The sequence below is a fragment of the Pseudomonas sp. genome, from assembly GCF_049301935.1.
Taxonomy (GTDB): Bacteria; Pseudomonadota; Gammaproteobacteria; order Pseudomonadales; family Pseudomonadaceae; genus Aquipseudomonas.
On record NZ_JBAQLP010000116.1, the window covers coordinates 1 to 21977 of the forward strand.

Sequence of the window (21977 nt, forward strand, 5' to 3'; positions counted from 1 at the left end):
GGTCAGGCGTCAGCGCGCACGTAATTGATAGACGCCGCGACTCTCGGCCACTACTTCACCACTGTCGTCGGTCAGCTGCAACTGCAATAGGTATTCGGCTTTGCCGGTGTCTGTCGCTTGCTGTTGCAGGCGCTGGATTTCCTCAGCTTCTAAACGCGCCTCGACGCGGATATCACCGGTGGCCGGGCGACGAAAGCGCAGGTTCATTTCCTTGATGATGGGGTAGAAACGCTGGGCGTCGAAACTGGTGAGAAACAGCGCGCCACCGGGAATTTCCGCCAGGGTGAACAGCGCACCGGCGTACATGCTGCCAATGTGGTTCTGGTTGCCGGCCAGGGGCATGCGCAGGCGTACGTGACCAACCTCCAGCAGTTCGGCCTTGAGCCCGCTGCGTTGGACAAAGGCAATCTGTGCTTCGGTGAGCTGGCGCACCAGTTCGATAGGCATCGTCATGTTCGGCTCCACGCTTGTTGTTGTGCAGCCAGCCTAAAGCCTGGTCGATGGCAGGGTAATGACCGCAAGGCCAGCGGTCGATTGACCGATCCGCTCAGAACCTATTTACGATCTGCTGCGCGTCGGTCCTGCTGCGTTAAAAACAGGCTCGGAAAGCCGCTTGCGGCTAACGCGCTTTAGCGCGATCCGAAGGGCGAGTGAAACGAGTAATGCTCATTTACAGCTCGTAAACTGCGCTTCCTCGCCTGTTTTTGCCTTGCATTACTCTAGCTCGCGAGATAGTAAACAGGTTCTTAAATATTGTGCTGACGCAACCAGCCGAGCAGTTGCGGCAAGGGCAGTGCGCCGCTTTGCCGGGCCACTTCCACGCCGCCCTTGAGCAGGATCAGGCTGGGGATCGAGCGAATACCCATTTCTGCGGACAGTTGCGGGTTGGCTTCGCTGTCCAGCTTGGCCAGGCGGCAGTGACCTTGCAGCTGCGCGGCGGCCTGCTGATAGACCGGCGCAAAGCTGCGGCACGGCCCGCACCAACTGGCCCACACATCGATCAGCAGCGGCAGGTCGCCCTTGTTCTGCGCAGCGAAGCTGGCCTGGGTCAGGTCGAAAGGCGTGCTCGGCAGCACCTCGGATTTGCAGCGGCCGCAACGCGGCGCATCGCCCAGGCGCTCGGCGGGGATGCGATTGAGGCCGTTGCAGTGCGGGCAGGGGATCAGCAGGGCGTTGGACATGGGCGGCTCCTTGGGCAATGCCGAATAGATGGAGCCGCGCCGCGGCGATATCAAGTCAGACCGGCACCAGCGGCCAGAACCAGGGGATCACAAAGCTGGCCACCACCCAGAGAATCAGATTCAGTGGGATGCCGACCTTCATAAAATCGGTAAAGCGGTAGCCACCGGCGTTATACACGAAGGTGTTGGTCTGGTAGCCGATGGGCGTGGCGAAGCTGGCGCTGGCGGCGAACATCACCGCGACCACAAAGGCGCGCGGGTCGACGCCCAGGTGCTGGGCCATGCCGATGGCAATCGGCGTCACCAGCACGGCCACCGCGTTGTTCGACAGCACCTCGGTCAGAATCGAGGTGAACAGGTAGATAAACGACAGCATCAGCAGCGGGCCGGCCCAGGGCATCAGGCCCATGACATTGCTGACCATCAGGCTGACCAGGCCGACCTTGTCCATGGCGATGCTGATGGCCAGCATGCCGAAGATCAGGCTGAGGATCTTCCAGTCCACCGCCTTGTAGGCGTCTTCCACGTCCAGGCAGCGGGTGGCCAGCACGGTTACCGCGCCGATGATCGCCAGGCCCTCGATCGGCATCACGCCGAAAGCGGCGAAGATCATCACTGCCAGGGTGGCAGTGATGGCAATCGGCGCCTTGTCGCGGCGGAAGGCGCGCTCCTGCACGGCGTTGAGGCTGATCAGCTCGCCGTTGTCGGCAAAGCGTTTGATTTGGGTCGGGGTGCCTTCGACCAGCATCACGTCGCCGAACTGCAGCTCGAAGTCGTCGAGGTTGCCCTGGATATTCTCGTCCTGGCGGTGCACGGCGAGCACGGCGATGCCATAGCGCGCGGTCAGGTCGAGGTCGCGCATCGGCCGGTGGCTGTAGCGCGAGTTACGCCCGACTATGGCTTCGGCGAGGATCACATCGTGGCTGCTGATGGTCTCGAAGGCATCGCTGCGGTTGAAGGTCAGGTGGCCGCTTTCGCGCAGCTCGACCACATCCTTGACCTGGCCGTGCAGCACCAGTTGGTCGCCGGCGAGCAGCAGGGTGTCGTGGGCCGGTTCGGTGAGCTCCAGCTCTTCGCGGAAGATTTTCAGCACCTGCAGGCCGCTGCCGCCGTTGAGGTTGGCTTCGTGCAGGGTCTTGCCGATTACCGGTGAGTCGTGCGGTACCAACAGCTCGGTCATAAAGGTACGCGCCAGGTCCGGGCGCAGCTGCTTGGACAGGGTTTCGCGCTCGGGCAGCAGGTGACGGCCGATGGTCAGCAGGTAGGCCATGCCGGCGGCGGCCAGGATCAGCCCGGCGCCGGTGATCTCGAAGATGCCGAAGGGTTCCAGGCCGGCCTTGCGCGCCACGCCGTCGACCAGGATGTTGGTCGAGGTGCCGATCATGGTCAGGGTGCCGCCGAGGATGGTGGCGTAGGACAGCGGAATCAGTAGTTTGGACGGCAGGGTGCCGGCGCGGCGGGCCAGGGAAATCGCCACCGGGGTAAGGATGGCCACCACCGGGGTGTTGTTGAGAAAGGCGGAAATCACCAGGGCGGTGAGGGTCAGCCCGGTGAGCACGCGGATTGGGCTGGTGCCGACCAGATTGCCCAGCCAGTTGCCCAGGGCGTCGATGCAGCCGGTGCGTTCCAGTGCGGCGGACAGCACGAACATGCAGGCGATGGTTACCGGCGCCGAGTTGCTCAGCACGCTGAGCACTTCCTTGGGTTCCAGCAGCTGGCTGATCAGCAGGGCGGCCACGGCAATCGCCGCGACTATGTCCGGGCTCCACTTCTCGCGCACAAAGGCATACAGCACCCAGATCAGCAGAGCGGCGACAAACAGCAGGGGCAGAGGCAGTGAATCCCAGAACATGAACATCCCTAGCGTAAGCGTACGAATCTCGTGTGAGCGATCGGGCGCGGCGAATCCAGACGGCGCGGCCACGCAAGGCGGAGAAGATAAGGGTTGCTGCTTAGAGAGTCTAAGAATGTTTGGAAAGGTTTATATGCCTTTTCGATTTAACAGATAAGGCTGTACCGACCGCTCTGCCGCGCACTGTGCCTGTGCCTGTGCCTGTGCCTGTGCGCTGGGGCGGTGGCGGATTAGGCTCAAGGCTTTATTGGGCGGGAGGTGATATGCCTCAGCTAGGCATTCTGGGGGCATGAGCTGGGAGTCCACGGCCAGTTATTAGCCGGGCGGCGCGCAACGCTACTCAGCGATACAACTCCAGGGCTTCGACCTGCGGGCGTTCGTCCGGGTTGAAGCGTTGTTCGATCAGGCTGGCAACCGCCATGTGCCGATCCTGCGGGCTCAGGCCCGACTGCTCAATGGCGGCGCGTTCCTGCTCATAGCTGGCCAGGCGTTTGTCCCACTGCGCCTGGCGCTCATCCAGTTGCGCCAGGGCCGTTGCGGCCTGATTGCCGAGCACCTGGGCGCGTAGTTGAAACAGCTCTTCGGCGCTGGCGCCTTGTTGCTTCAGCAGTTCGGTCTGCTCATACAGGCGCGTTTCCCGGGTGGCTTCTTCGCGGGCCTGGCGGATGGACTCGGGCAGTTGCTGTTCGAGCTGCGTAATGGCCGCCTGGCGTTGCCCTGCATCCAGATTCTGATCCTCGGCCAGTTGCAGTTGCTGCTGCATAAAGGCGTCGTAATGGTCCTGTTCCTGGAAAAACACGGAGTACTCGCGACTGGAAAAATGTTGCTGGCGCAGCGCCTGCACCTGCTGCTGACGCAGGTGGACGGCGTCCAGGGCATAGTGCCCCTGGTCGTCCATGATGGCGGGCAGCTTATGCAGATCGCCCAGGGCTATCTTGAACTCCAGATAGCGCCTAAGCAGGTCGCGGGCCTGCTCAAGGGCTGGCCCTTGCAGCTGGGCGGCAAGGTCACGGCTGATGCGATTGAGGCTGACCTCCAGGGGCTCCTCGGACAGGGCCGAGAGGTAGAAGTCGAACAGGTGCAGGATGTCGCTGCTGAGCAGCAAGTTGCCCTGCGCGTCGCTCTGCAGGCGGACACCGTGCTGGCTGCCCTGCAGGGACCGCGGCAGGGGCGGAAGGGCAGGCAGGCTGTGGATGCTTTGCTGCTGGATACGCAGGTTGGTTTGTTGGGCCTGCTGGGCGTCGGTTGCCGCGACTGTTGGCGTGCTCTCGGCGGCGGAGGGGTCGCCCGGCTGGGGTAAAAACAGCAGCACGGCGGCAAGGCTGCTGCCCAGGCATAGGGCGGCGAGCAGCAACAGATAGCGGGTCTTGATCACGGGTTGTATGGCCTGTTGAGGTTACCGGTAAGCAATATGGGTAGGCGGTGCCGTGCGCACCGGTGCAGAGGGCGAGCCTCCGGTACACACGGCGTATCCTACAAAACGACCGCTACCCAGCAACGCTGGGCAGCGGTTGTTCAGCAACGCATCAGAGGCCGGCGTTTTTCAGGCGCGTGGCATGGCTGCGGAACAGGGTCTTGGGGTTGGTTTCAAACCAGGACACCAGGCCGAACACCTGATTGTTGATATCCAGGTGGTTCATAAAGTAGCGATCGTTGATCACCTGGCCAAAGTGGTTGGCACAGACCCCGGTGACGCCGTCATTGCCCGACTCGCCCTGACCGATAAAGGCCAGCGAGGTGATGCCGAACAGGGCGTCGGAGGGGTCGAGTACGTGGGTCAGCGGGCCGTTGCCGCCCCAGGAGTACAGGCGCACGCTGTGGTTGACGTTGTTATACGGGATGCTGACGCTGTTCGGGCCGACGCCGCACTTGGTGCTTGGCAGGCCACGGGGGTACTTGCTGTTGAAGGCGGCGGCACCGGATTTGGTGAACTCGCTGAGCATGGCGTTGATGTCCGACTGGCTGGCCGAGTTGCCGGAGAGGATATTGACCAGATTACCCACGGCATTGGCGAATACCGTAAAGCTGACGCCCTGCAGGGTGCCCGGTGGGGCGACGCCGGTGGTGATGTCAGCCAGGGGCGAGCCGGTATGCGGGGTGGCCATGGTGGTGACCGAGGCGACCAGGTCGGGGCGCACGTTCATCACATAACGGGAGGTCATGCCGCCCTGACTGTGGGCCATCAGGTTGAACTTCTTGATGGTGCCGTTGGAGGCGGCCTTGTAGCCGTCCAGCTGCTGAATCAGCTGATTGCCACGCTTGGTGGAGTTGTCGAAGGCGTTGATCTTGGGGATATAGACCTTGACGCCCTGGGCTTGCAGGGCCGCCGGAATCTGATACCAGTAATCGATCATGGCGATATTGTCGAAAGCGAAGATGCCGGGCACCAGCACGACGGGGTGTTTGGTGGTGGCGTTGCTGACCGTTGAAAGGCTGAGCAACAGGCCGCCAAGAAGCGCTAAAAGTGAGTGTTTCATGGGTGTCCTCATTATTGTTATCAGTAATGGGACCCTGCATGACAACCACTGCGGTCCCTATTGGGGCGCAGCGATTCTAGGCAGCCGGATAGCTGGCGTAACTCCCCCGTATGGGGGGATGCGCGCGTCAGGACGAGCAGCTGATCTGCAGGTGCTTACCCCATTCCGGCGGGCGTTGGGCGTAGCGTTCGAAGCCGGGCTGTTCATCGAAGGGCCGTGACAGCACCTGGTGCAGTTCGCGCACCGGGGCGTAGTCGCCCTGCTCGGCGGCTTCGATTACCTGCTGCGCCAGGTAATTGCGCAAAATGTACTTGGGGTTGGCGGCGTGCATGCGGGTGCGCCGTTGCGCCGGGTCGTCACCATCCTGCGCGCTGCGCGCCAAGTAGTCGGCGGCCCAGGCGTCGAAGCCAGCCAGGTCGGTAAAGTCGTCGCGCAGGCGCGCCACGGCGTGCGCGGCCGGGCTGTCGCTGAGTTCGCGGAAGAACAGGCTGTAATCCACCGCGCTGCTTTGCATCAGTTGCAGCAGGCGTTGCACCAGGGCTTCGTCGCCCTCATCGGCGCTGAGCAGGCCCAGGCGTTTGCGCATCAGGTCGAGGTAGTGCGCCTGGTACAGCGGGAGGAACAGGCCGAGGGTCTCACGCAGCGCTTCTACATCGACCAGCGGCACCAGGGCCTGGCCGAGGGCGGCGAGGTTCCATTGGGCGATCGGTACCTGATTGCTGAAGCTGTAGCGGCCCGTGTCATCGGAGTGATTGCAGATGTGTTGTGCGTCGAAATCATCGAGAAAGGCGTAGGGGCCGTAATCGAAGGTGATGCCGAGGATCGACATATTGTCGGTGTTCATCACCCCGTGGCAGAAACCGTAGGCTTGCCAGTAGGCGATCATCGCCGCGTTGCGCTCGATAATCTCGCGGAACATCGCCAGGTACGGCTGCTTCTGCTGCAGGCAGATGGCGTAATGATTGTGCAGCACATGCGCGGCCAGCTGTTTGAGCTGCTCATGCTGCTGGGTGTAATAGAAGTACTCGAAGTGGCCGAAGCGCACGTGGCTGGGCGCCAGGCGCAGCACCATGGCCGCGCTTTCCTGCTGTTCACGCCACACCGGAGTGCTGGAGCCGGTGACGCACAGCGCCCGCGAGCTGGGGATGCCGAGGGCGTGCAGGTGTTCGCTGGCGAGAAATTCGCGGATCGAGCTGCGCAACACCGCGCGGCCGTCGCCCATGCGCGAGTAGGGCGTTTGCCCGGCGCCTTTAAGGTGCAGGTCCCAGTACTCGCCGGCCTCGTTGACCACCTCGCCCAGCAGCAGGCCACGGCCATCGCCCAGGCGCGGGTTGTAGCCGCCAAACTGATGCCCGGAATAGACCATGGCGCGTGGCTCAGCGGTACTCCACAGCTTGTGCCCGGCGAAGATCTGCGCAAACACCTCACTGTCGGCCTCTGCTGGGTCCAGGTCGAGCAGGGCCATGGCGGCCGGGCTGGCAACGACCAGGCGCGGCTCGGCAATCGGCTCCGGCAGCACGTGGGTAGAGAAAGCATCGCCGAGGCGGGCAAAACGGTTGTCGAACTGCAGCTCGATAAGCGACTTCACGGTCAGGCTCCAGCCGGGCCAATGCGGCCCGGCAGTGATGAGGTAGCGGCCCGCACAAGCGGGCCAGGCGGCAAGCTACTGTGGGTCGATGGCTGGCGCCGGTGCGGTCGGCGCTAGTGGCCCTTGCTGCGCATCGGCCGCCGCCGTGGCAGCCACCATTTGTCCGCTGGTCAGGTTGAGTTCCTGGCCGTGCAGGTTCTTGATCATCACCTCGACCTGGTTAAAGGCCATTTCCACGTTATTTTCGCGGAAGCTCAGGGCGATGCGTGTGAGGATTTCGTCGGTGGCGGCGTTGCGGTCACCCAGCTCGCGCACATGGAAGCGCAGCTCGTAGTCGAAGGTGCTGGCGCTGATGGTCAGGAAGAACAGCAGCGGCGCGGGGTCACGCAGCACCCGCGGGTTTTCCTCGGCGGCCTGCATCATCAGCTTGCGGGCCAGCGGCAGATCGGTTTCGTAGGCTACGCCGATCTTCACGATGACCCGGGTGACGGTGTCGTTGAGCGACCAGTTGATCAACTGGTCGGTAACGAAGGTCTTGTTCGGCACGATGATTTCTTTGCGGTCGAAATCGGTGATGGTGGTGGCGCGGATGCGGATCTTGCTCACCGTGCCGGACAGGTTGCCGATGGTCACCACGTCGCCGATGCGCACCGGGCGTTCGAACAGAATGATCAGGCCGGAAATGAAGTTGGCGAAGATTTCCTGTAAACCAAAGCCCAGGCCCACCGACAGCGCGGCGACCAGCCACTGCAGCTTGTCCCAGCTGACGCCGAGGGTCGACAGGGTGGTGACAAAGCCGATGGCCACGATCAGGTAGGACAGCAGGGTAGTGGTGGCGTAGGCGCTGCCCTGGGCCAGGTTTAGCCGTGAGAGCACCAGCACTTCGAGCAGGCCGGGCAGGTTGCGCCCCAGGGCGATGGTGATGCCGATGATAACCAGCGCGCCAAGCACATCGCTGAGGCTGATCGGCACCAGGGTGGCGGCATCGCCGCTGCCGCTGCTGTATTCGTACAGGGCGATATTGTCGAGGTAGGCGAATACCGAGATCAGGTCCGCCCAGACCCAGTACAGGCCGGCGATAAAGGTGCCGAGCAGAGCCAGGCGAATCAGCCGTAGCGACTGCTGGTTGACCTGCTCGATATCCAGGGTTGGTTCCTCGACCACGGTTTCTGTGCCTTCGCCGCTGTCCTTGCTCTGCGCCAGGCGTTTGGCCGTGGCGCGCTGGTAGGCCAGGCGGCGTGCTGCCACGCCCAGGCCACGGACGAAGGTGGCTTCGATGATCAGCCAGATCACCAGCAGATACAGGGTGTTGATCAGGCGGTCGCTGAGTTTCAGTGCGGTGTAGTAGTAGCCGAGGCCGACCGCGACGATCAGCGCCAGGGGTAGCAGGCTCAGGGCGATGCCGATCAGCATGCGAAAGGCCGAGGCATGTTCGCGCGCCGGGCCGGTGAGCAGTAGCTTGTGCAGCAGCCAGACCATCAGCGCGTAGCAGGTCAGCACCACGGCCAGGCCGATCACGTCATCGCCCAGGCCGGCGGGTTGGTGTTTGGCCACCGTGACGACGGCCACCAGCGCCATCACCACCAGGCCCAAACGGCGTACCTGGCGATGCAGGAAGGCCACTTGCGCGCGGCCCCAGCGGAAGTGCAGCTCGGCCACGCCGCCATCGGCGAGGATGCGGTACAGGGTGTAGAACACCAGCCAGGCCTGGGCCATCTGGAACAGCGCCTCACCCAGGTTGGCGTTCTGCCCACGGGCATCCATTTGCAAGGCGAAACCGCACAGCGCCAGGAACAGCGTGCCAGGCAGTGCCAGCAACACGTTGAGCATGATCGCCATCGGCGTGTGCAGTTGGCTGTCGCGCTTGAAGTGGCCGATGTCCTGATGCAGCTCGGTGAGCTTGCGGTACAAGTAGCTGCGGCGCCACAGCAGCACCGCGATCAGCAGCAGCAAGGGCAAAAACAGCAGTGGCCGTTCGGTCAGGCCGGCACCCAGCTGGCGCAGGTTGGCGCCCCAGGGCAGTTCGGCAATCTGCCGCTCCAGCAGGCGCGGTACGGATTTGAACCACTCCAGATCCAGCGGTTTGTTGCTGGGGATCCAGAACATCTGCTCATCGAGGGTGGCGCGCAGGGTGTCGGCGGTGGTTTTTAGCTGTTTCTGATTGAGTTGCAGGGTGATCGACTCGTTGAGCAGGGCGTTCAGTTCACGATTGAGGCGGTCAATCAGCTCGCGGCGGGTGTCGATGATGGCCAGCAGGTCGGTGCGCAGGGCCTGGTTGTTGGGCTCGCTGGCCTGGGCGCTGAGCAGGGCGTCGACATACACGCTGGGGTTGTTGATGGCTTCGCGCTGCTGGTTGAGTTCGAACTGGTACAGGCGCAGGTCGGCGATCTGGTCCGGCAGGTTGCTGTCGATTTTCAGCGTCGGCAGGGCCTGCTGCTGCTGATAAAGGATGCGCGAGAGCAGCAGGCTGCCCTGCAGCACGCTGATCTGTTCTTCCAGGGCCTGGTCGCTTTGGCTCAGGCTGTCGAGTTGTTGCTTGGTCTGCAGGTTCAGGCGGGTCAGCTCATTGAGCCGGTCGGTGGCGCGCAGCAGGTAGTCGGAGAGTTTCAGGTTAAGCGCGCTTTCCTGCGCCAGCAGGCTGTCGCTGCCGGCTTTCGCGGCCTCACGCGATTGCTCGGCGACGGCCTGCTCGGACAGGTTGCGACGTTTTTCGTTGATCAGGTTTTGCAGGTCGAGCAGCTCCTGCTCGAGGCGTTTGATGCGCTCGTCCAACAGGCTGCGGCGGCTGTTGCCGAGATCCTGCAGCAGGCTGTTGCCGGCCAGTTCCTGGCGGCGCAGCTGGGTTTGCGCCTCGAGCGTGGCCAGTTCGGCATACAGCTGGTCGCGGCGTTCGTTGCTCAGCGGTTTGCTGGCGTCGCGGCCGCTTTTCAGGGCGTTATTGATTGCCTGGCTGCGGGTCTGGTTGCCGCTGATTTCGGCCTGGGCGCGCTCCGGGCGAGTCTGCGCGGTAATCACCAGGCTGTTGGCGTCGATGATCTGCTTCTGCCACTCGCTCAATTGCGCGTTGCGCTCGGCCAGCAGCTGTTCGAGTTGCGCCAGTGTGCTCTTGCCGTAGCGCAGACTGACCTGGGTGGGTGTGCTGTTTTTCAGCCGCTGGTAATCGCGCTGCGCTTCGCCAATCAGACGCGGGGCTTGTTGCAACTGTTTCTCAAGGTCGGCCAGGCGCTGTTCGCTGTCGGCTTTCTCGTCCAGCAGTGCCAGGGTTTTCTCCAGGGTCTGCTTGACGGCCAGTTGCTCGGCTTCCGGCAGTTTGCGCTCGGCCAGGCTGTCCAGGCTGCTTTGTACGTCAGCCCGGTTTGGCGGCTCGGCGGCGTGCAACAGAGGGGCGCTCAGGCTCAGCGCGAGTAATGCGACGGCAAGGTAAGTGCGAAGAGAGGGCATAGTGACGATCGTTGGCTCGAAAAGAAGCTGAGTTTAGAGGAAGAGCCCTGGTCCTGGGCGACTGCCTTCGGGGAATCTGACGCCGACCTTGCGGATCTTGTTCCCATCCATGGCCGCCACGGTCCAGGTCAGGCCTTGCCATTCCACCTGATCGCCGATGACCGGCGAGCCGCCAATCTTGTGGGCAATAAAGCGGCCCAGGTGCAGCTGGCCTTCGGCGCCTTGCAGTTGCAGCCCGTAGAGTGCCGCGATGGCGGCCAGCTCGGCATCGCCTTCGAGGACGAAATCACCGAAGAAACGCAGGTCCTGGCCGCGCGTGGGCGCCTGGCTGAACAGCTTGCCGAGGGCGGGCAGGTCGTGCTCATGGCCGACTACGCAGAGCAGGTCACCGGCATTCAGGGTGGTACTGCCGGAGGGGTGCAGCAGCTCCTTGCCACGGAACAGTGCGGCGATGCGTGTGCCTTCAGGCATCTTCAGCTCGCGCAACGGCGCGCCGATGCACCACTTTTCCGCACCGAGGCGGTAGATAAACAGCTCCCACTGGCTGGTCGGGTGCACGTCCAGCCCGGCGCGCGACACTGGCGCCGGCTCCGGCGGGACCGTGACGCGCAGCAATTTGGCGGCAAACGGCAGGCTGGTGCCCTGCAGCAGCAGCGAGACCAGTACGATAAAGAACGCCACGTTGAAGAACAGCTGGGCATTCGGCAGGCCGGCCATCAGCGGGAACACCGCGAGAATAATCGGCACCGCGCCGCGCAGGCCGACCCAGGCGATAAAGGCGCGCTCGCGGTCATGGAACGCCTTGAAGGGCAGCAGGCCGATGAAAATCGACAGCGGCCGGGCAAACAGGATCATCCACAGCGCCAGGCCCAGGGCCGGCAGGGCAATGGGCAGCAGCTCGTGCGGAGTGACCAGCAGGCCGAGGACCAGGAACATGCCGATCTGCGCCAGCCAAGTCAGGCCGTCGAGCATATGCAGGATGCCGTGGCGCGAGCGGATCGGCCGGTTGCCCAGCAGCAGGCCGCACAGGTAGATCGACAGAATGCCGCTGCCGCCGACGGCGGTGGTAATGGCGAAAATAATCAGGCCGCCGCTGACTACCAGCAACGGATACAGGCCGTTGGCCAACTCCATGCGGTTGATCAGGTTGAGCAGCAGCCAGCCGCCACCGAGGCCGAACAGTGCGCCGATGCCGAACTGTTGCAGCAGCTGCACCAGCAGGTTCCAGCTTATGCCGTCCTGGCCGCTGGCGAGCATGGCGATCAGGGTGACGGTGAGGAACACCGCCATCGGGTCGTTGCTGCCGGATTCGATTTCCAGGGTGGCGCTGACCCGCTCGTTAAGGCCGCGGCCGCCGAGCAGGCTGAATACCGCGGCGGCATCGGTGGAGCCGACGATGGCACCGATCAGCAGACCCTCCATCCAGCTCAGGTCGAACAGCCAGGCCGCCGCCACGCCGGTCAGGCCGGCAGTGATCAGTACGCCGACGGTGGCCAGGGAGAGGGACGGCCACAAGGCCACGCGAAAGCTCGAAACCCGCGTGCGCATACCGCCGTCGAGGAGGATGATGGCCAGCGCCAGGTTGCCGACCAGGTAGGCCAGCGGGTAGTTGTTGAAGACGATGCCGCCAGGGCCGTCGGTGCCGGCGAGCATGCCGACGCCGAGAAAGATCACCAGAATCGGGATGCCAAAGCGCGAACCGAAGGCGCTGACCAGGATGCTCATTGCCACCAGAACACCACCGATCAAGAACAGATTATTGATGGTGCTGGCATCCAAGGCGCGTACTCCGTGCGGGTTGCTAAGCGTGCCACTATGCATGGCGCGTGCCAGAGATTCTAACCGCTGCCTTCGAGCACCGCTCAAAAAAAACGCCCGGCATCGGCCGGGCGTCTTGTAACCGCATGCTATGCGCTTAGAACCAAGCGTCCTGCATACCCAGACAGGTATCGTCGCGAGCTTCGAGGATGGCCAGGTCGTGGTGGCAGCTCGGCACTTCCCAGGTCAGGAAGTAGCGCGCGGCCTGCAACTTGCCTTTATAGAACTCGACATCGGTGGCCTCACCCTTGGCCAGGCCTTCTTCGGCGCGGATCGCCTGTTCCAGCCAGCGCCAGCCGATCACCGTATGGCCGAAGACTTTCAGGTAGAGCGCCGAGTTGGCCAGGCCCTGGTTGACCTTGCCGCTCATCAGATCGCCCAGCAGCGCCAGGGTCACGCTTTGCAGGCGTGCCAGCAGTTGCTCCAGTGGCTGGCGCAGGGCCGTCAGCGAAGCGTGGGCTTCGGCGCGCTGGCAGGTGCCGTGGATCAGCTTGAGCAGTTGCTTGAGCGCCGCGCCGCCATTCATCGAGACCTTGCGCCCGAGCAGGTCGAGGGACTGGATGCCGTGGGTGCCTTCATGGATCGGATTCAGGCGGTTGTCGCGGTAGTACTGTTCCACCGGATAGTCGCGGGTGTAACCGTGGCCGCCGAGAACCTGGATCGCCAGCTCGTTGGCCTTGAGGCAGAACTCCGACGGCCAGGATTTGACGATCGGCGTGAGCAGGTCGAGCAGCTCCAGGGCGCTGCGGCGTTCTTCTTCAGTTGGCAGGGTCAGGGTGTCGTCGAACAGCCGCGCGGCATACAGACCGAGGTCGAAAGAGCCTTCCACGTAAGCCTTCTGGGTCAGCAGCATGCGCCGCACATCGGCGTGCTCGATGATCGCCACCTGGCTCGAGGTCGGGTCCTTGCCATCGGGCAGGCGGCCCTGCGGGCGCTGACGGGCATAGTCCAGCGAGTACAGGTAGCCGGCGTAGCCGAGCATCACCGCACCCATGCCGACGCCGATGCGCGCCTCGTTCATCATCTGGAACATGTAGCTCAGGCCGTGGTGCGGTTTGCCCACCAGATAGCCGACGCAGCCGTCGTTATCGCCTCCGGCGTTATCACCAAAGTTCAGCGCGGTGGAGGTGGTGCCGCGCCAGCCCATCTTGTGGAACAGCCCGGCCAGCACCACGTCGTTGCGTTTGCCCAGGCTGCCGTCGTCGTTAACCAGAAACTTCGGCACGATAAACAGCGAAATACCCTTCACCCCGGCGGGGGCGTCCGGCAGCTTGGCCAGCACCATATGTACGATATTTTCCGACAGCGGGTGGTCGCCGCCGGAGATAAAGATCTTGTTGCCCTTGAGCCGGTAAGTGCCGTCGGCATGCGGCTCGGCCTTGGTACGGATATCCGACAGCGACGAACCGGCATGCGGCTCGGTCAGCGCCATGGTGCCGAAGAAACGGCCGTCGATCATCGGCTGCAGAAAGCGCTGTTTCTGTTCGGCGGTGCCGAAGTTTTCGATCAGGTTGGCCGCGCCCATGGTCAGGAACGGGTACGAGGTGGTCGCCGCGTTGGCCGACTGGAAGTGGGCGAAGCAGGCCTGCGACAGCAGGTTGGGCAGCTGCATACCGCCCGTTTCGAAGTCTCTTGTGGCGTTGAGGAAGCCGGCTTCGAGGAAGGCGTCCACCGCCGGCTTGACCTCGGGGATCAGCACCGCCGCGCCGTCGACATACTCCGGCTCGTGTTCGTCGTTCTTGCGGTTGTGCGGGGCGAACAGGTTTTCCGCGATGCTGCGGGCGGTGTCGATGGCCGCGTCAAAGGTTTCGCGGCTGTGCTCGGCGAAACGCTCGCGCTGGGTCAGGCCTTCGGCGTCCAGCACTTCGTAGAGCTCGAAGGCCAGGTTGCGGGAACTGAGCAGGGACTCGGACATGGGGTTACCTCCGGTTGCGATGGGCCGAGTCTAAGCAGCCGCGCGTGCTGCTCCCAGCACTATCAATAAGCGTGATAGAGGCTTAGCTAGCAAAGCCACGGGCCAGTTCGGCTGTGAGCTCGGCGGCGCCGATGCTCTTGCAGCCGCTGACATTCTGCCCGGCCCACAGCGGCGAGAAGTCACCGCTGCCCTGGCTTTCCGCCGCACTGCGCAGTGGCGCAATGGCCGCCGTGGCCAGGGGGAAGGCGGGCGCCAGCGGGCTGATCGGACCCCGCTCACGCATCAGCCGGTTGACGATGCCGCGCGCCGGACGGCCGCTAAACAGATTGGTCAGGGCTGTGTGCTGCGCCGCCGGGCTGTGCAAGGCGGCGCGGTGGATGGCGCTGGTGCTGGCCTCATCACAGCACAGGTAGGCGGTGCCGATCTGCACTCCCGCCGCGCCGAGGGCCATGGCCGCGCGCACGCCTTGCGCATCGGCGATGCCGCCGGCAGCGATTACCGGCAGCTGTACGGCCTGAACGATCTGCGGCAACAGGGCAAAGGTGCCGAGCTGGCTGCTCAACTCAGCGGTGAGGAACATGCCGCGGTGGCCGCCGGCTTCCAGGCCCTGGGCGATGATCGCGTCCGCACCGTTGGCTTGCAGCCACAGCGCTTCCTCAACAGTAGTCGCCGAGCTGAGCACCTTGGCTCCGCAGGCTTTGACCCGCGCCAGCAGTTCGGCCGCTGGCAGGCCGAAGTGAAAGCTCACCACCGCCGGGCGAAATTCATTGAGCAGGTCGGCCATCTCGGCACTGAACGGCAGCCGGCCGGGGCCGCTGGCAATGGTCGCTGGGTCAATGCCCAACTCGGCGTAGTAAGGTGCCAGGGCTTCGCGCCAGGCGGCTTCGCGAGCCGCATCGACGGTCGGCGGGGTGTGGCAGAAGAAGTTGAGGTTGTAGGGCTTGCTGGTTTTACTGCTCAGCGCCTGCAGTTCCTTACGCAAGCCGGCCGCGTCGAGCATGGCGCAGGGCAGTGAACCCAGTGCGCCGGCATTCGACACGGCGGCGGCTAAGCCGTGCAGCTGTACGCCGGCCATCGGCGCCTGAATCAGCGGTAGCTGGGTGCCCAATAGGTCTTGCAGTTGCATGACGGTTCTTCCTGGCCTGATGGATCAGTGGCCACCGTACTGATCCATCAGGCGCCTGGCAAACTGGTAAACTGCCCGGCCACAGGAGCCCGCCCCAATGAACTACCGCCACGCCTTCCATGCCGGCAACCATGCCGATGTGCTGAAACATTACGTCTTGAGCCGTCTGATTGCCCTGCTGTCACGCAAGGAGGCAGCGTTCGCCTACCTCGACAGCCATGCCGGTATCGGTCTGTATGACCTGCGCGGCGACCAGGCCAGCCGCACCGGTGAGTGGCTGGAAGGTATTGCGCGGTTGTGGCAGGCCACGGATGTGCCCGACCCGCTGCAGGACTATCTGGAAGTGATCCGCGCGATGAACCCCGATGGCGAGCTGCGTCACTACCCCGGCTCGCCGGAGCTGGCGCGCCTGCTGACCCGCGAGCAGGACCGTCTGCACCTGAACGAGAAACACCCGGAAGACGGTCGCCTGCTCAAGGAAAATATGCACGGCGACCGCCGCGTCGCGGTACACCTGGGCGAAGGCTGGCATGTGCCGCGCGCCCTGCTGCCGCCCCGCGAGAAGCGCGCGCTGTTGCTGATCGACCCGCCATTCGAGCAGGTCGATGAGATGGAGCGCTGCGCCGAGTCGCTGAGCGAAGCCATCGGCCGTATGCGTCAGGCGGTGGTGGCGATCTGGTATCCGATCAAAGACCTGCGCCAGCTGCGCCGCTTCTACAGCGACCTGCAAAAGAGCAAGGCGCCCAAGCTGCTGCGCATCGAGCTCTACGTGCACGCCACCGACGAAGCCGCGCGGCTGAACGGCTCCGGCCTGGTGATCAGCAATCCGCCCTGGGGCCTGGAAGACGAACTTAAGCAGATCCTGCCCTGGCTCGCGCAACTGCTCGGGCAAAGCCAAGGCGGTTGGCGTATGGATTGGCTGATCGAGGAAAACAGCGGCAGCTAACGGCTCTGGCTGGGCTCGACGAAATAGCTCAGCTGCTGGCGCGGATTAAGGTATTCCAAAGCCTCGCGCGGTAGCTGCGCCGGGCGCAGGCATTTGTCGATGCTCAGGCGCGGCTCCTGCTCCAGGTCGAGGATCAGCGCCTCGTTCTTCGGCACGGCGGCGTCATAGACAATCAGCGTCGGTTTCAGCGGCTGACTGGGGTTCATGCCCAGTACCAGGCCGTAGCGCTGATCGTCCAGCTGCACCAAGCTGCCGGGCGGGTAGATGCCCATCACCCGGATAAAGGCCTTGAGCGCCACCGCATCGAAGCGCGCGCTGTATTGCTTGAACATCAGCGCCAGGGCCTCGTGCGGGCTTAGGCCATCGCGCGGGTTGAGCGGATTACACAGGTTGTCGAACTGGTTGGCGATGCACACCAGGCGGCTGAGCCGGCCAATGGCGGCCTCACGCAGCTGGCGCGGGTAGCCACTGCCGTCGCAGTACTCGTGGTGCTCGTTGAGGATGCGCAACACTTCGTCATCGAGCATCAGCTTGTGGCCCATGCGCAGGCCGAATTCGCAGTGCAGTTGCAGCAGCTGCTGCTCGGGGCGGGTCAGTGGCTCGCTTTTCAACAGCACCTTGCTCGGCACGTCCAGCTTGCCGACATCGTGCAGCAGCGCGCCGAGGCCGAGGATATGGCAATCCTCGCTGTCCAGGCCGAGTTGGCGACCGAGCAGCAGGGCCAGCACCGTGACATTCAGTGAATGCAGGTAGCTGTCTTCGGCGGCCTTGCTGTTGATGCTGTGCAGTACCACGCCGCTGCCGCCGAGCAGGGTGTTGACCATGGCGCCGACAATCTCGCCGGCCTGCTTAATCGCGTCTTCCGGGCGGCTGCGCAGGGTCTGGTTCAGCGTTTTGACCTGTTGGCTGGCCTGGACGAACGTGCGGTCCACCTCGGCCAGGCGCTTGCGCAGCGCCTTGAATTTTTCCGCGCGGGCTTGGCTGGCCTGCTGTTGCGGACTGAGCGTCGGCGCAGTTACGGGCTCGGCCGCAACCGGGGTGGGAGTGGCGGCCAGCGGCAGGCAATCGCTGCGCGCCGGGTCATAGCGCAGGCGTTCCAGACCCAGAGCGCGCAAGGCGCTGATCTGCCCTTCGTCCTTGATCTTGAAGTTGCTGAAGGCAAAGTTGTGTTCCCACCAGGCCAGTTCGAGCTGGATATACAGGCCGACGCACAGCTGATCGGGGGATATGTAGGCGGAGGCGGCAGGCATGCGGGTATCGGCGGTGATGGCTATTGGCTGGCAGTCTAGCGGTTTGCCTATGAGCTGGCAGTATCTGCGCGCACTTCTAGGGCTCAATGGGGCGGGCTAAACCATCAGGTCCACGCTATTGCCCAGATTGGGCGGATTGCTCGGCGCGCTGGCTGGCGCGCCAGCCTGCACCAGGCCGCCGATGCTGGCAGCCTGCCGTTCCAGGGTCTTGCGCAGCAACAGCAGTGAGGCCAGGGCAGAGGCCTGGGTGGACACCTGATGGGTCAGGCTGCTGAGTTCCAGCATGGCATCCGCTCTATTCAGCCCGGCAGGCAGGCGCCCGTGCCGCCCAGGCCGCAATAGCCGCCGGGGTTCTTCGCCAGGTACTGCTGGTGATAAGCCTCCGCGTAGTAGAAGGGCGGCGCCTCGCGCACTTCGGTGGTGATGGCGCCGTAGCCGGCCTTGCTCAACTCGGCCTGGAACTGCGCCTGGCTGTTCAGCGCGGCGGCCAACTGCGCAGGGCCGTAACAGTAGATCGCCGAACGGTACTGGCTGCCGATGTCATTGCCCTGGCGCATGCCCTGGGTCGGGTTATGCGCTTCCCAGAACACTTTCAGCAGTGCGGCGTAGCGGGTGACCTGTGGATCGAACACCACCAGCACCACTTCGGTGTGGCCGGTCAGGCCGGAGCAGGCCTCTTCATAGGTCGGGTTGGGCGTATGGCCGCCGGCATAGCCGACCGCCGTGCTCCACACCCCCGGCTGCTGCCAGAAGCGCCGTTCGGCGCCCCAGAAACAGCCCATGGCGAATACCGCCTGTTCAAGGCCCGCAGGAAATGGCCCCTGCAGCGCATTGCCATTGACGAAATGCGCTGCCGGCACCTTCATGACTTCCGCGCGACCAGGCAGTGCCTGCTCTGCACTGGGCAGTTCGAGTTTGTGGGCGAGAATTTGCGAGCGCAGAACCATAAGCCATTTCCTCAGCAGAAGCATGTGTGTCATAGACCGTTATAAGGCGGGCTTGTTACAGCCGGCTAGCCCTTGTTTGGATAGCGCTTGAGGCTTTCCAGCAGGTCGCGGCTGGCGATGGGTTTGTCGAACAGGTAGCCCTGGCCGATATCGCAGCGCTGGCGGCGGAGGAAGTTCAGCTGCGCGGCCGTCTCGATGCCTTCGGCCACCACCTTGAGTTTCAGGTTGTGCGCCATGGCGATCACCGCGGAGGTGATCTCCATGTCGTCCTGATTCTCCGGGATGTCCTTGATAAAGCTGCGATCAATCTTGATCACATCGATAGGGAATTTCTTCAGGTAGCTCAGCGACGAATAACCGGTGCCGAAGTCATCCATGGCCAGGGTCAGGCCCAGGCTCTTCAGGCGGCTGAGCTGGTGGCGGGTGTCGTCGGTGGCCTCCAGCAGCAGGCTTTCGGTCAGCTCCAGCTCGAGCAGGGCCGGATCGAGTTGTTCTTCATGCAGGATGGCGGCAATTTCGCCCACCAGGTCCGGGTCGGAGAACTGTTTGGGCGACAGGTTGATAGCCATCTGCAGCGGCGCATGGCCGACCGCGATCAGCTGCTTGCTCATGCGGCAGGCCTGACGGGTGACCCATTTGCCGATGGGGATGATCAGCCCGGTTTCTTCCGCCACGCTGATAAATTGGTCCGGGCTGATCATGCCCTTGTCCGGGTGGTGCCAGCGCAGCAGCGCCTCCATACCGAGCAGGCGGCCGCTCTTCAGGCACAGCTTGGGCTGGTAGAAGACTTCCAGCTCGTTCTGCATCAGCGCGCGGCGCAGGTTGCTCTCGACGAACAGCTTGTGGTGCGCCTCGGCATTCAGCGCCTCGGTAAACACCTGCAGCTGGTTTTTGCCGTTGGCCTTGGCTTTGTGCAGGGCCAGACCGGTGTGCTTCATCAGGGTCTGCGGGTCGTCGCCATGTTCGGGGGCGCAGCCCAGGCCAATGGAGCCGGTAACGCTGATCAGCTGGTTGTCGACGAACAGCGGCTTGTCCAGGGTGTGCAGCAGCTTCTGCGCCACCAGTTGGCTGTCGGCCTGATTAGCCTCGAGCAGCACGGCGAATTCGTTGCTGGCAAAGCGCGCCAGTACGCTGCTGGGGTGCAGGGTGTTGCGCAAACGGCGCGCCAGGTTGACCAGCAGTTTGTCACCGGTCTGGTGGCCGAGGCTGTCGTTGATCCGCTTGAAATTGTCGATATCCACCAGCAGCAGGCTGATCGGTTTACCCGGGTGTTCGCCGAAGTGGCTCTCCAGTGCGCGGATAAAGGCGTAGCGGTTGCCCAGGCCAGTGAGGTTGTCGCGAAACGCCAGGCGCTCGATATGCTGCTGCGCCTGCTTGCTGGCGGTAACGTCTTCGTAGATGCCGATGTAGTGGGTCAGGCTGCCATCGTCGGCATGCACCTTGGACAGCGACAGTTGCCCCCAGTAGGGGTCGAGGTTCTTTCGTCGGCTCTTGAACTCACCCTGCCAGCTGTTGTGTTCGGCCAGGCTGGAGCGGGCGTCGAACAGCAGGTCGCTGAGGTTTTCCAGGGCGGGGATTTCGGACAGGCGGCGGCCCTGCACTTCGCTGGCGCTGTACAGGGTGATCGCGGTAAAGCTCGGGTTGACATACTCCACCAGGCCATCGCGATCGAGCAGGATAAAGGCGCTGGCGCTCTGCTCGACGGCGCGCTGAAACAGGTGCAGGGCGTTGGTCGCGGAGCGCCGTTGCTGGTTGGTCAGCACCTGGGCGTACTGGTCCGCCAGCTCGCCGGCAAAGGCGATTTCGTCGGCCTGCCAGATGCGTGGTGCGCCGGTATGTTCCAGGCACAGCACGCCCACCACTTCGCCGGCGATGCGGATGCTGGCATCGAGCATGGCGGTAATACCCATGGGCTGCAGGTAGCTGCTGCTCAGCTCGCAGGTGCGCGGGTCCTGAAACACGTCATGCGCGTCCAGGGCGCGGCCGCTGTGCAGCGCCTGCAGGTAGGCGGGGTAGGGGCTGGCGTCGATATCGGCCTGCGCGACGTGCCGGCCCTGGTCCTGCTGGTACAGGGCCACCGCTTGCAGCATATGCTGATTGAGGTTCCAGATGCCGGCGCGGCTCACGCCATACAGCTCGCAGGCACTTTTGCTGATCAGCTCGGCGGCTTCGCGCAACGGCTCGCTGTCGCCGTAGTGATGGCGCGCAAGCCTGACGATCAGCTGTTGCTGCGCTTGCCTGCGGCGCTGCTGTGCCTGCAACTCGGCCTGGCTGCGCTGGTACAGTTCGAGGGTCTGTGGCGAAGCTGCGCTCTGCTCGTTCATCACCAGCAGGTAACCGCGCAGCAGGTGTCGGCTGTGCTGCTTGAAGGCTTCGCCGACTTCCATCAGCGTCAGGCTGCCCAGCGGTGTGTGCAGACGGTACTGCACGCTGTAGTGCCGGCGCTCGGCCAGCTGCTGCGCAATGCTGTCGTGCAGCGGGTAGCGCACCGCGGGCTCCATCAGACTGGCATAGGGCGCATCGAGCAGGGAACAGAGTTCCTGGGCCGGCAAGCCGAACTGTTGTTCGCAGCCCGCGTCGAGGTACAGCAGCGTCCAGCTGGCTTCATTCAAGCGCTCGAAACGCAACAAGCCAAGGCGCGAAGGCACTGGCAACTGCGTCACAACCTCGGCCGCTATACGACTTGCGGCATCGGGATGGCTTTTCATTCGGTGGCTGGCTTCCAGTATGCTGATCGAAGCGGCAATCGACTCACTTCATTTATAGCGTCGGGTAAGGGTGCATCATGCAATTGCGACTGACAAGAAAACTAATATCCGCAGTGCTGCTGAGCAGTTGTATGGCTACCTCGACGGTGTTTGCCGCCGAGCCTGACACGGGTTTGAGCAGTGCCGAACAGGGCAATTATCTGCTCGAATTGAAACGCCTTTATCTGACCCAGAATGACCGCCAGGCGCTGTTGGCGCACTGCAATGATCTGCTGAAAACCTACGCCCTGCGCGCCGCCTATCAGGTCGGCCAGGCGCAGCGCCAGGACCTGCTCTATCAGCTGCGCCAGGGCGAGTCCGGCGAGCTGCTGTTGCGTGAAGAAACCCGTGGTCAGCAGGGCACCGATATTGCCGTGCGCAACCAGCGGGTGCCGCTGTTTGGCGTCGACCCGTTTGTGCGTTACGAGTGCCCGAGCAGCGGCATCAGCTGCGTGCTGCACAACCCCAACGACGGCAGCCCAATGCTGACCATCGTGCGTGATCACCAGGGCGCCGCCGAACTGGCCAAGGCCCTGAGCTTTCTGATTCGTAATCTGCAGAAAGGCTGATCGTCCCCCGCATCTTTTGCTACTGCCGTACACCTAAAAAAGGCTCTGTCTGCGTTAGCTGTTGCCGGAAATCTTAAGAAAGAGCGCCGAACCTGTAGGAGCGGGCTTGCCCGCGATGCT

At 63.5% G+C, this 21977-nt stretch carries 16 protein-coding genes; 2 read left to right on the forward strand and 14 right to left on the reverse strand.

Annotated features, from left to right (window positions below; all coding sequences use genetic code 11):
* Window positions 1-9 precede the first annotated feature (9 nt).
* The 10 genes from WA145_RS15560 to WA145_RS15605 form a co-directional block, all read right to left on the reverse strand.
* A complete protein-coding gene (locus WA145_RS15560) occupies window positions 10-453 on the reverse strand; it encodes a YiiD C-terminal domain-containing protein (protein ID WP_422582435.1) in 444 nt (147 codons plus the stop codon).
* A 293-nt stretch (window positions 454-746) separates the two neighbouring features.
* The gene (trxC, locus tag WA145_RS15565) at window positions 747-1181 is read right to left on the reverse strand and encodes a thioredoxin TrxC (protein ID WP_422582436.1); all 435 of its coding nucleotides are present in this window, start codon (window positions 1179-1181) and stop codon (window positions 747-749) included.
* Between the two features lie 55 nt (window positions 1182-1236).
* Window positions 1237-3033, reverse strand: coding sequence for an SLC13 family permease (locus WA145_RS15570; protein ID WP_422582437.1), 1797 nt, complete (start codon window positions 3031-3033; stop codon window positions 1237-1239).
* Window positions 3034-3373: 340 nt separating this feature from the next.
* A complete protein-coding gene (locus WA145_RS15575; protein ID WP_422582438.1) occupies window positions 3374-4408 on the reverse strand; it encodes a lipase secretion chaperone in 1035 nt (344 codons plus the stop codon).
* Window positions 4409-4559: 151 nt separating this feature from the next.
* On the reverse strand, window positions 4560-5510 hold the full coding sequence (locus WA145_RS15580; RefSeq protein WP_422582439.1) for a lipase family alpha/beta hydrolase: 951 nt from the start codon (window positions 5508-5510) through the stop codon (window positions 4560-4562).
* 127 nt (window positions 5511-5637) lie between these two features.
* Entirely contained in the window at window positions 5638-7098 is a 1461-nt protein-coding gene (gene selO / locus WA145_RS15585) for a protein adenylyltransferase SelO (protein WP_422582440.1), read from the reverse strand.
* A 75-nt stretch (window positions 7099-7173) separates the two neighbouring features.
* Complete coding sequence (gene mscK, locus WA145_RS15590; protein ID WP_422582441.1) at window positions 7174-10539, reverse strand: mechanosensitive channel MscK; 3366 nt, start codon at window positions 10537-10539, stop codon at window positions 7174-7176.
* A gap of 33 nt (window positions 10540-10572) precedes the next feature.
* Window positions 10573-12318, reverse strand: coding sequence for a potassium/proton antiporter (locus WA145_RS15595; protein ID WP_422582442.1), 1746 nt, complete (start codon window positions 12316-12318; stop codon window positions 10573-10575).
* A 136-nt stretch (window positions 12319-12454) separates the two neighbouring features.
* Window positions 12455-14272 (reverse strand): acyl-CoA dehydrogenase, encoded by a 1818-nt coding sequence (locus WA145_RS15600; RefSeq protein WP_422582443.1) that lies wholly within the window; start codon window positions 14270-14272, stop codon window positions 12455-12457.
* 82 nt (window positions 14273-14354) lie between these two features.
* A complete protein-coding gene (locus WA145_RS15605; protein ID WP_422582444.1) occupies window positions 14355-15398 on the reverse strand; it encodes an NAD(P)H-dependent flavin oxidoreductase in 1044 nt (347 codons plus the stop codon).
* Window positions 15399-15495: 97 nt separating this feature from the next.
* Between WA145_RS15605 and WA145_RS15610 the strand changes: the two genes are divergently transcribed.
* Window positions 15496-16344: a 23S rRNA (adenine(2030)-N(6))-methyltransferase RlmJ gene (locus tag WA145_RS15610; RefSeq protein ID WP_422582445.1), complete on the forward strand. Its 849-nt coding sequence runs from the start codon at window positions 15496-15498 to the stop codon at window positions 16342-16344.
* On the opposite strand, the gene WA145_RS15615 is transcribed toward WA145_RS15610, so the two are convergent.
* The 4 genes from WA145_RS15615 to WA145_RS15630 all read right to left on the reverse strand — a co-directional run bounded on the left by WA145_RS15615 (window position 16341) and on the right by WA145_RS15630 (window position 21249).
* Window positions 16341-17594, reverse strand: a complete 1254-nt coding sequence (locus WA145_RS15615; protein ID WP_422582446.1) for an HD-GYP domain-containing protein — start codon at window positions 17592-17594, stop codon at window positions 16341-16343. The genes WA145_RS15610 and WA145_RS15615 overlap by 4 nt on opposite strands.
* Window positions 17595-17690: 96 nt before the next feature.
* On the reverse strand, window positions 17691-17879 hold the full coding sequence (locus WA145_RS15620) for a putative motility protein (protein ID WP_422582447.1): 189 nt from the start codon (window positions 17877-17879) through the stop codon (window positions 17691-17693).
* Between the two features lie 14 nt (window positions 17880-17893).
* On the reverse strand, window positions 17894-18541 hold the full coding sequence (msrA, locus tag WA145_RS15625; RefSeq protein ID WP_422582448.1) for a peptide-methionine (S)-S-oxide reductase MsrA: 648 nt from the start codon (window positions 18539-18541) through the stop codon (window positions 17894-17896).
* Window positions 18542-18606: 65 nt separating this feature from the next.
* The gene (locus tag WA145_RS15630) at window positions 18607-21249 is read right to left on the reverse strand and encodes a sensor domain-containing protein (RefSeq protein ID WP_422582449.1); all 2643 of its coding nucleotides are present in this window, start codon (window positions 21247-21249) and stop codon (window positions 18607-18609) included.
* A 131-nt stretch (window positions 21250-21380) separates the two neighbouring features.
* On the opposite strand from WA145_RS15630, the gene WA145_RS15635 reads away from it, so the two are divergent.
* On the forward strand, window positions 21381-21857 hold the full coding sequence (locus tag WA145_RS15635; protein ID WP_422582450.1) for a hypothetical protein: 477 nt from the start codon (window positions 21381-21383) through the stop codon (window positions 21855-21857).
* The last annotated feature ends 120 nt before the right edge of the window (window positions 21858-21977 follow it).

Bases quoted from the DNA above. Each gene is read 5' to 3' on its own strand.
- WA145_RS15560 (WP_422582435.1), bottom strand. From the start codon at position 453: ATGACGATGCCTATCGAACTGGTGCGCCAGCTCACCGAAGCACAGATT.
- trxC (WP_422582436.1), bottom strand. From the start codon at position 1,181: ATGTCCAACGCCCTGCTGATCCCCTGCCCGCACTGCAACGGCCTCAAT.
- WA145_RS15570 (WP_422582437.1), bottom strand. From the start codon at position 3,033: ATGTTCTGGGATTCACTGCCTCTGCCCCTGCTGTTTGTCGCCGCTCTG.
- WA145_RS15580 (WP_422582439.1), bottom strand. From the start codon at position 5,510: ATGAAACACTCACTTTTAGCGCTTCTTGGCGGCCTGTTGCTCAGCCTT.
- mscK (WP_422582441.1), bottom strand. From the start codon at position 10,539: ATGCCCTCTCTTCGCACTTACCTTGCCGTCGCATTACTCGCGCTGAGC.
- WA145_RS15600 (WP_422582443.1), bottom strand. From the start codon at position 14,272: ATGTCCGAGTCCCTGCTCAGTTCCCGCAACCTGGCCTTCGAGCTCTAC.
- WA145_RS15605 (WP_422582444.1), bottom strand. From the start codon at position 15,398: ATGCAACTGCAAGACCTATTGGGCACCCAGCTACCGCTGATTCAGGCG.
- WA145_RS15610 (WP_422582445.1), top strand. From the start codon at position 15,496: ATGAACTACCGCCACGCCTTCCATGCCGGCAACCATGCCGATGTGCTG.
- WA145_RS15615 (WP_422582446.1), bottom strand. From the start codon at position 17,594: ATGCCTGCCGCCTCCGCCTACATATCCCCCGATCAGCTGTGCGTCGGC.
- WA145_RS15620 (WP_422582447.1), bottom strand. From the start codon at position 17,879: ATGCTGGAACTCAGCAGCCTGACCCATCAGGTGTCCACCCAGGCCTCT.
- msrA (WP_422582448.1), bottom strand. From the start codon at position 18,541: ATGGTTCTGCGCTCGCAAATTCTCGCCCACAAACTCGAACTGCCCAGT.
- WA145_RS15630 (WP_422582449.1), bottom strand. From the start codon at position 21,249: ATGAAAAGCCATCCCGATGCCGCAAGTCGTATAGCGGCCGAGGTTGTG.
- WA145_RS15635 (WP_422582450.1), top strand. From the start codon at position 21,381: ATGGCTACCTCGACGGTGTTTGCCGCCGAGCCTGACACGGGTTTGAGC.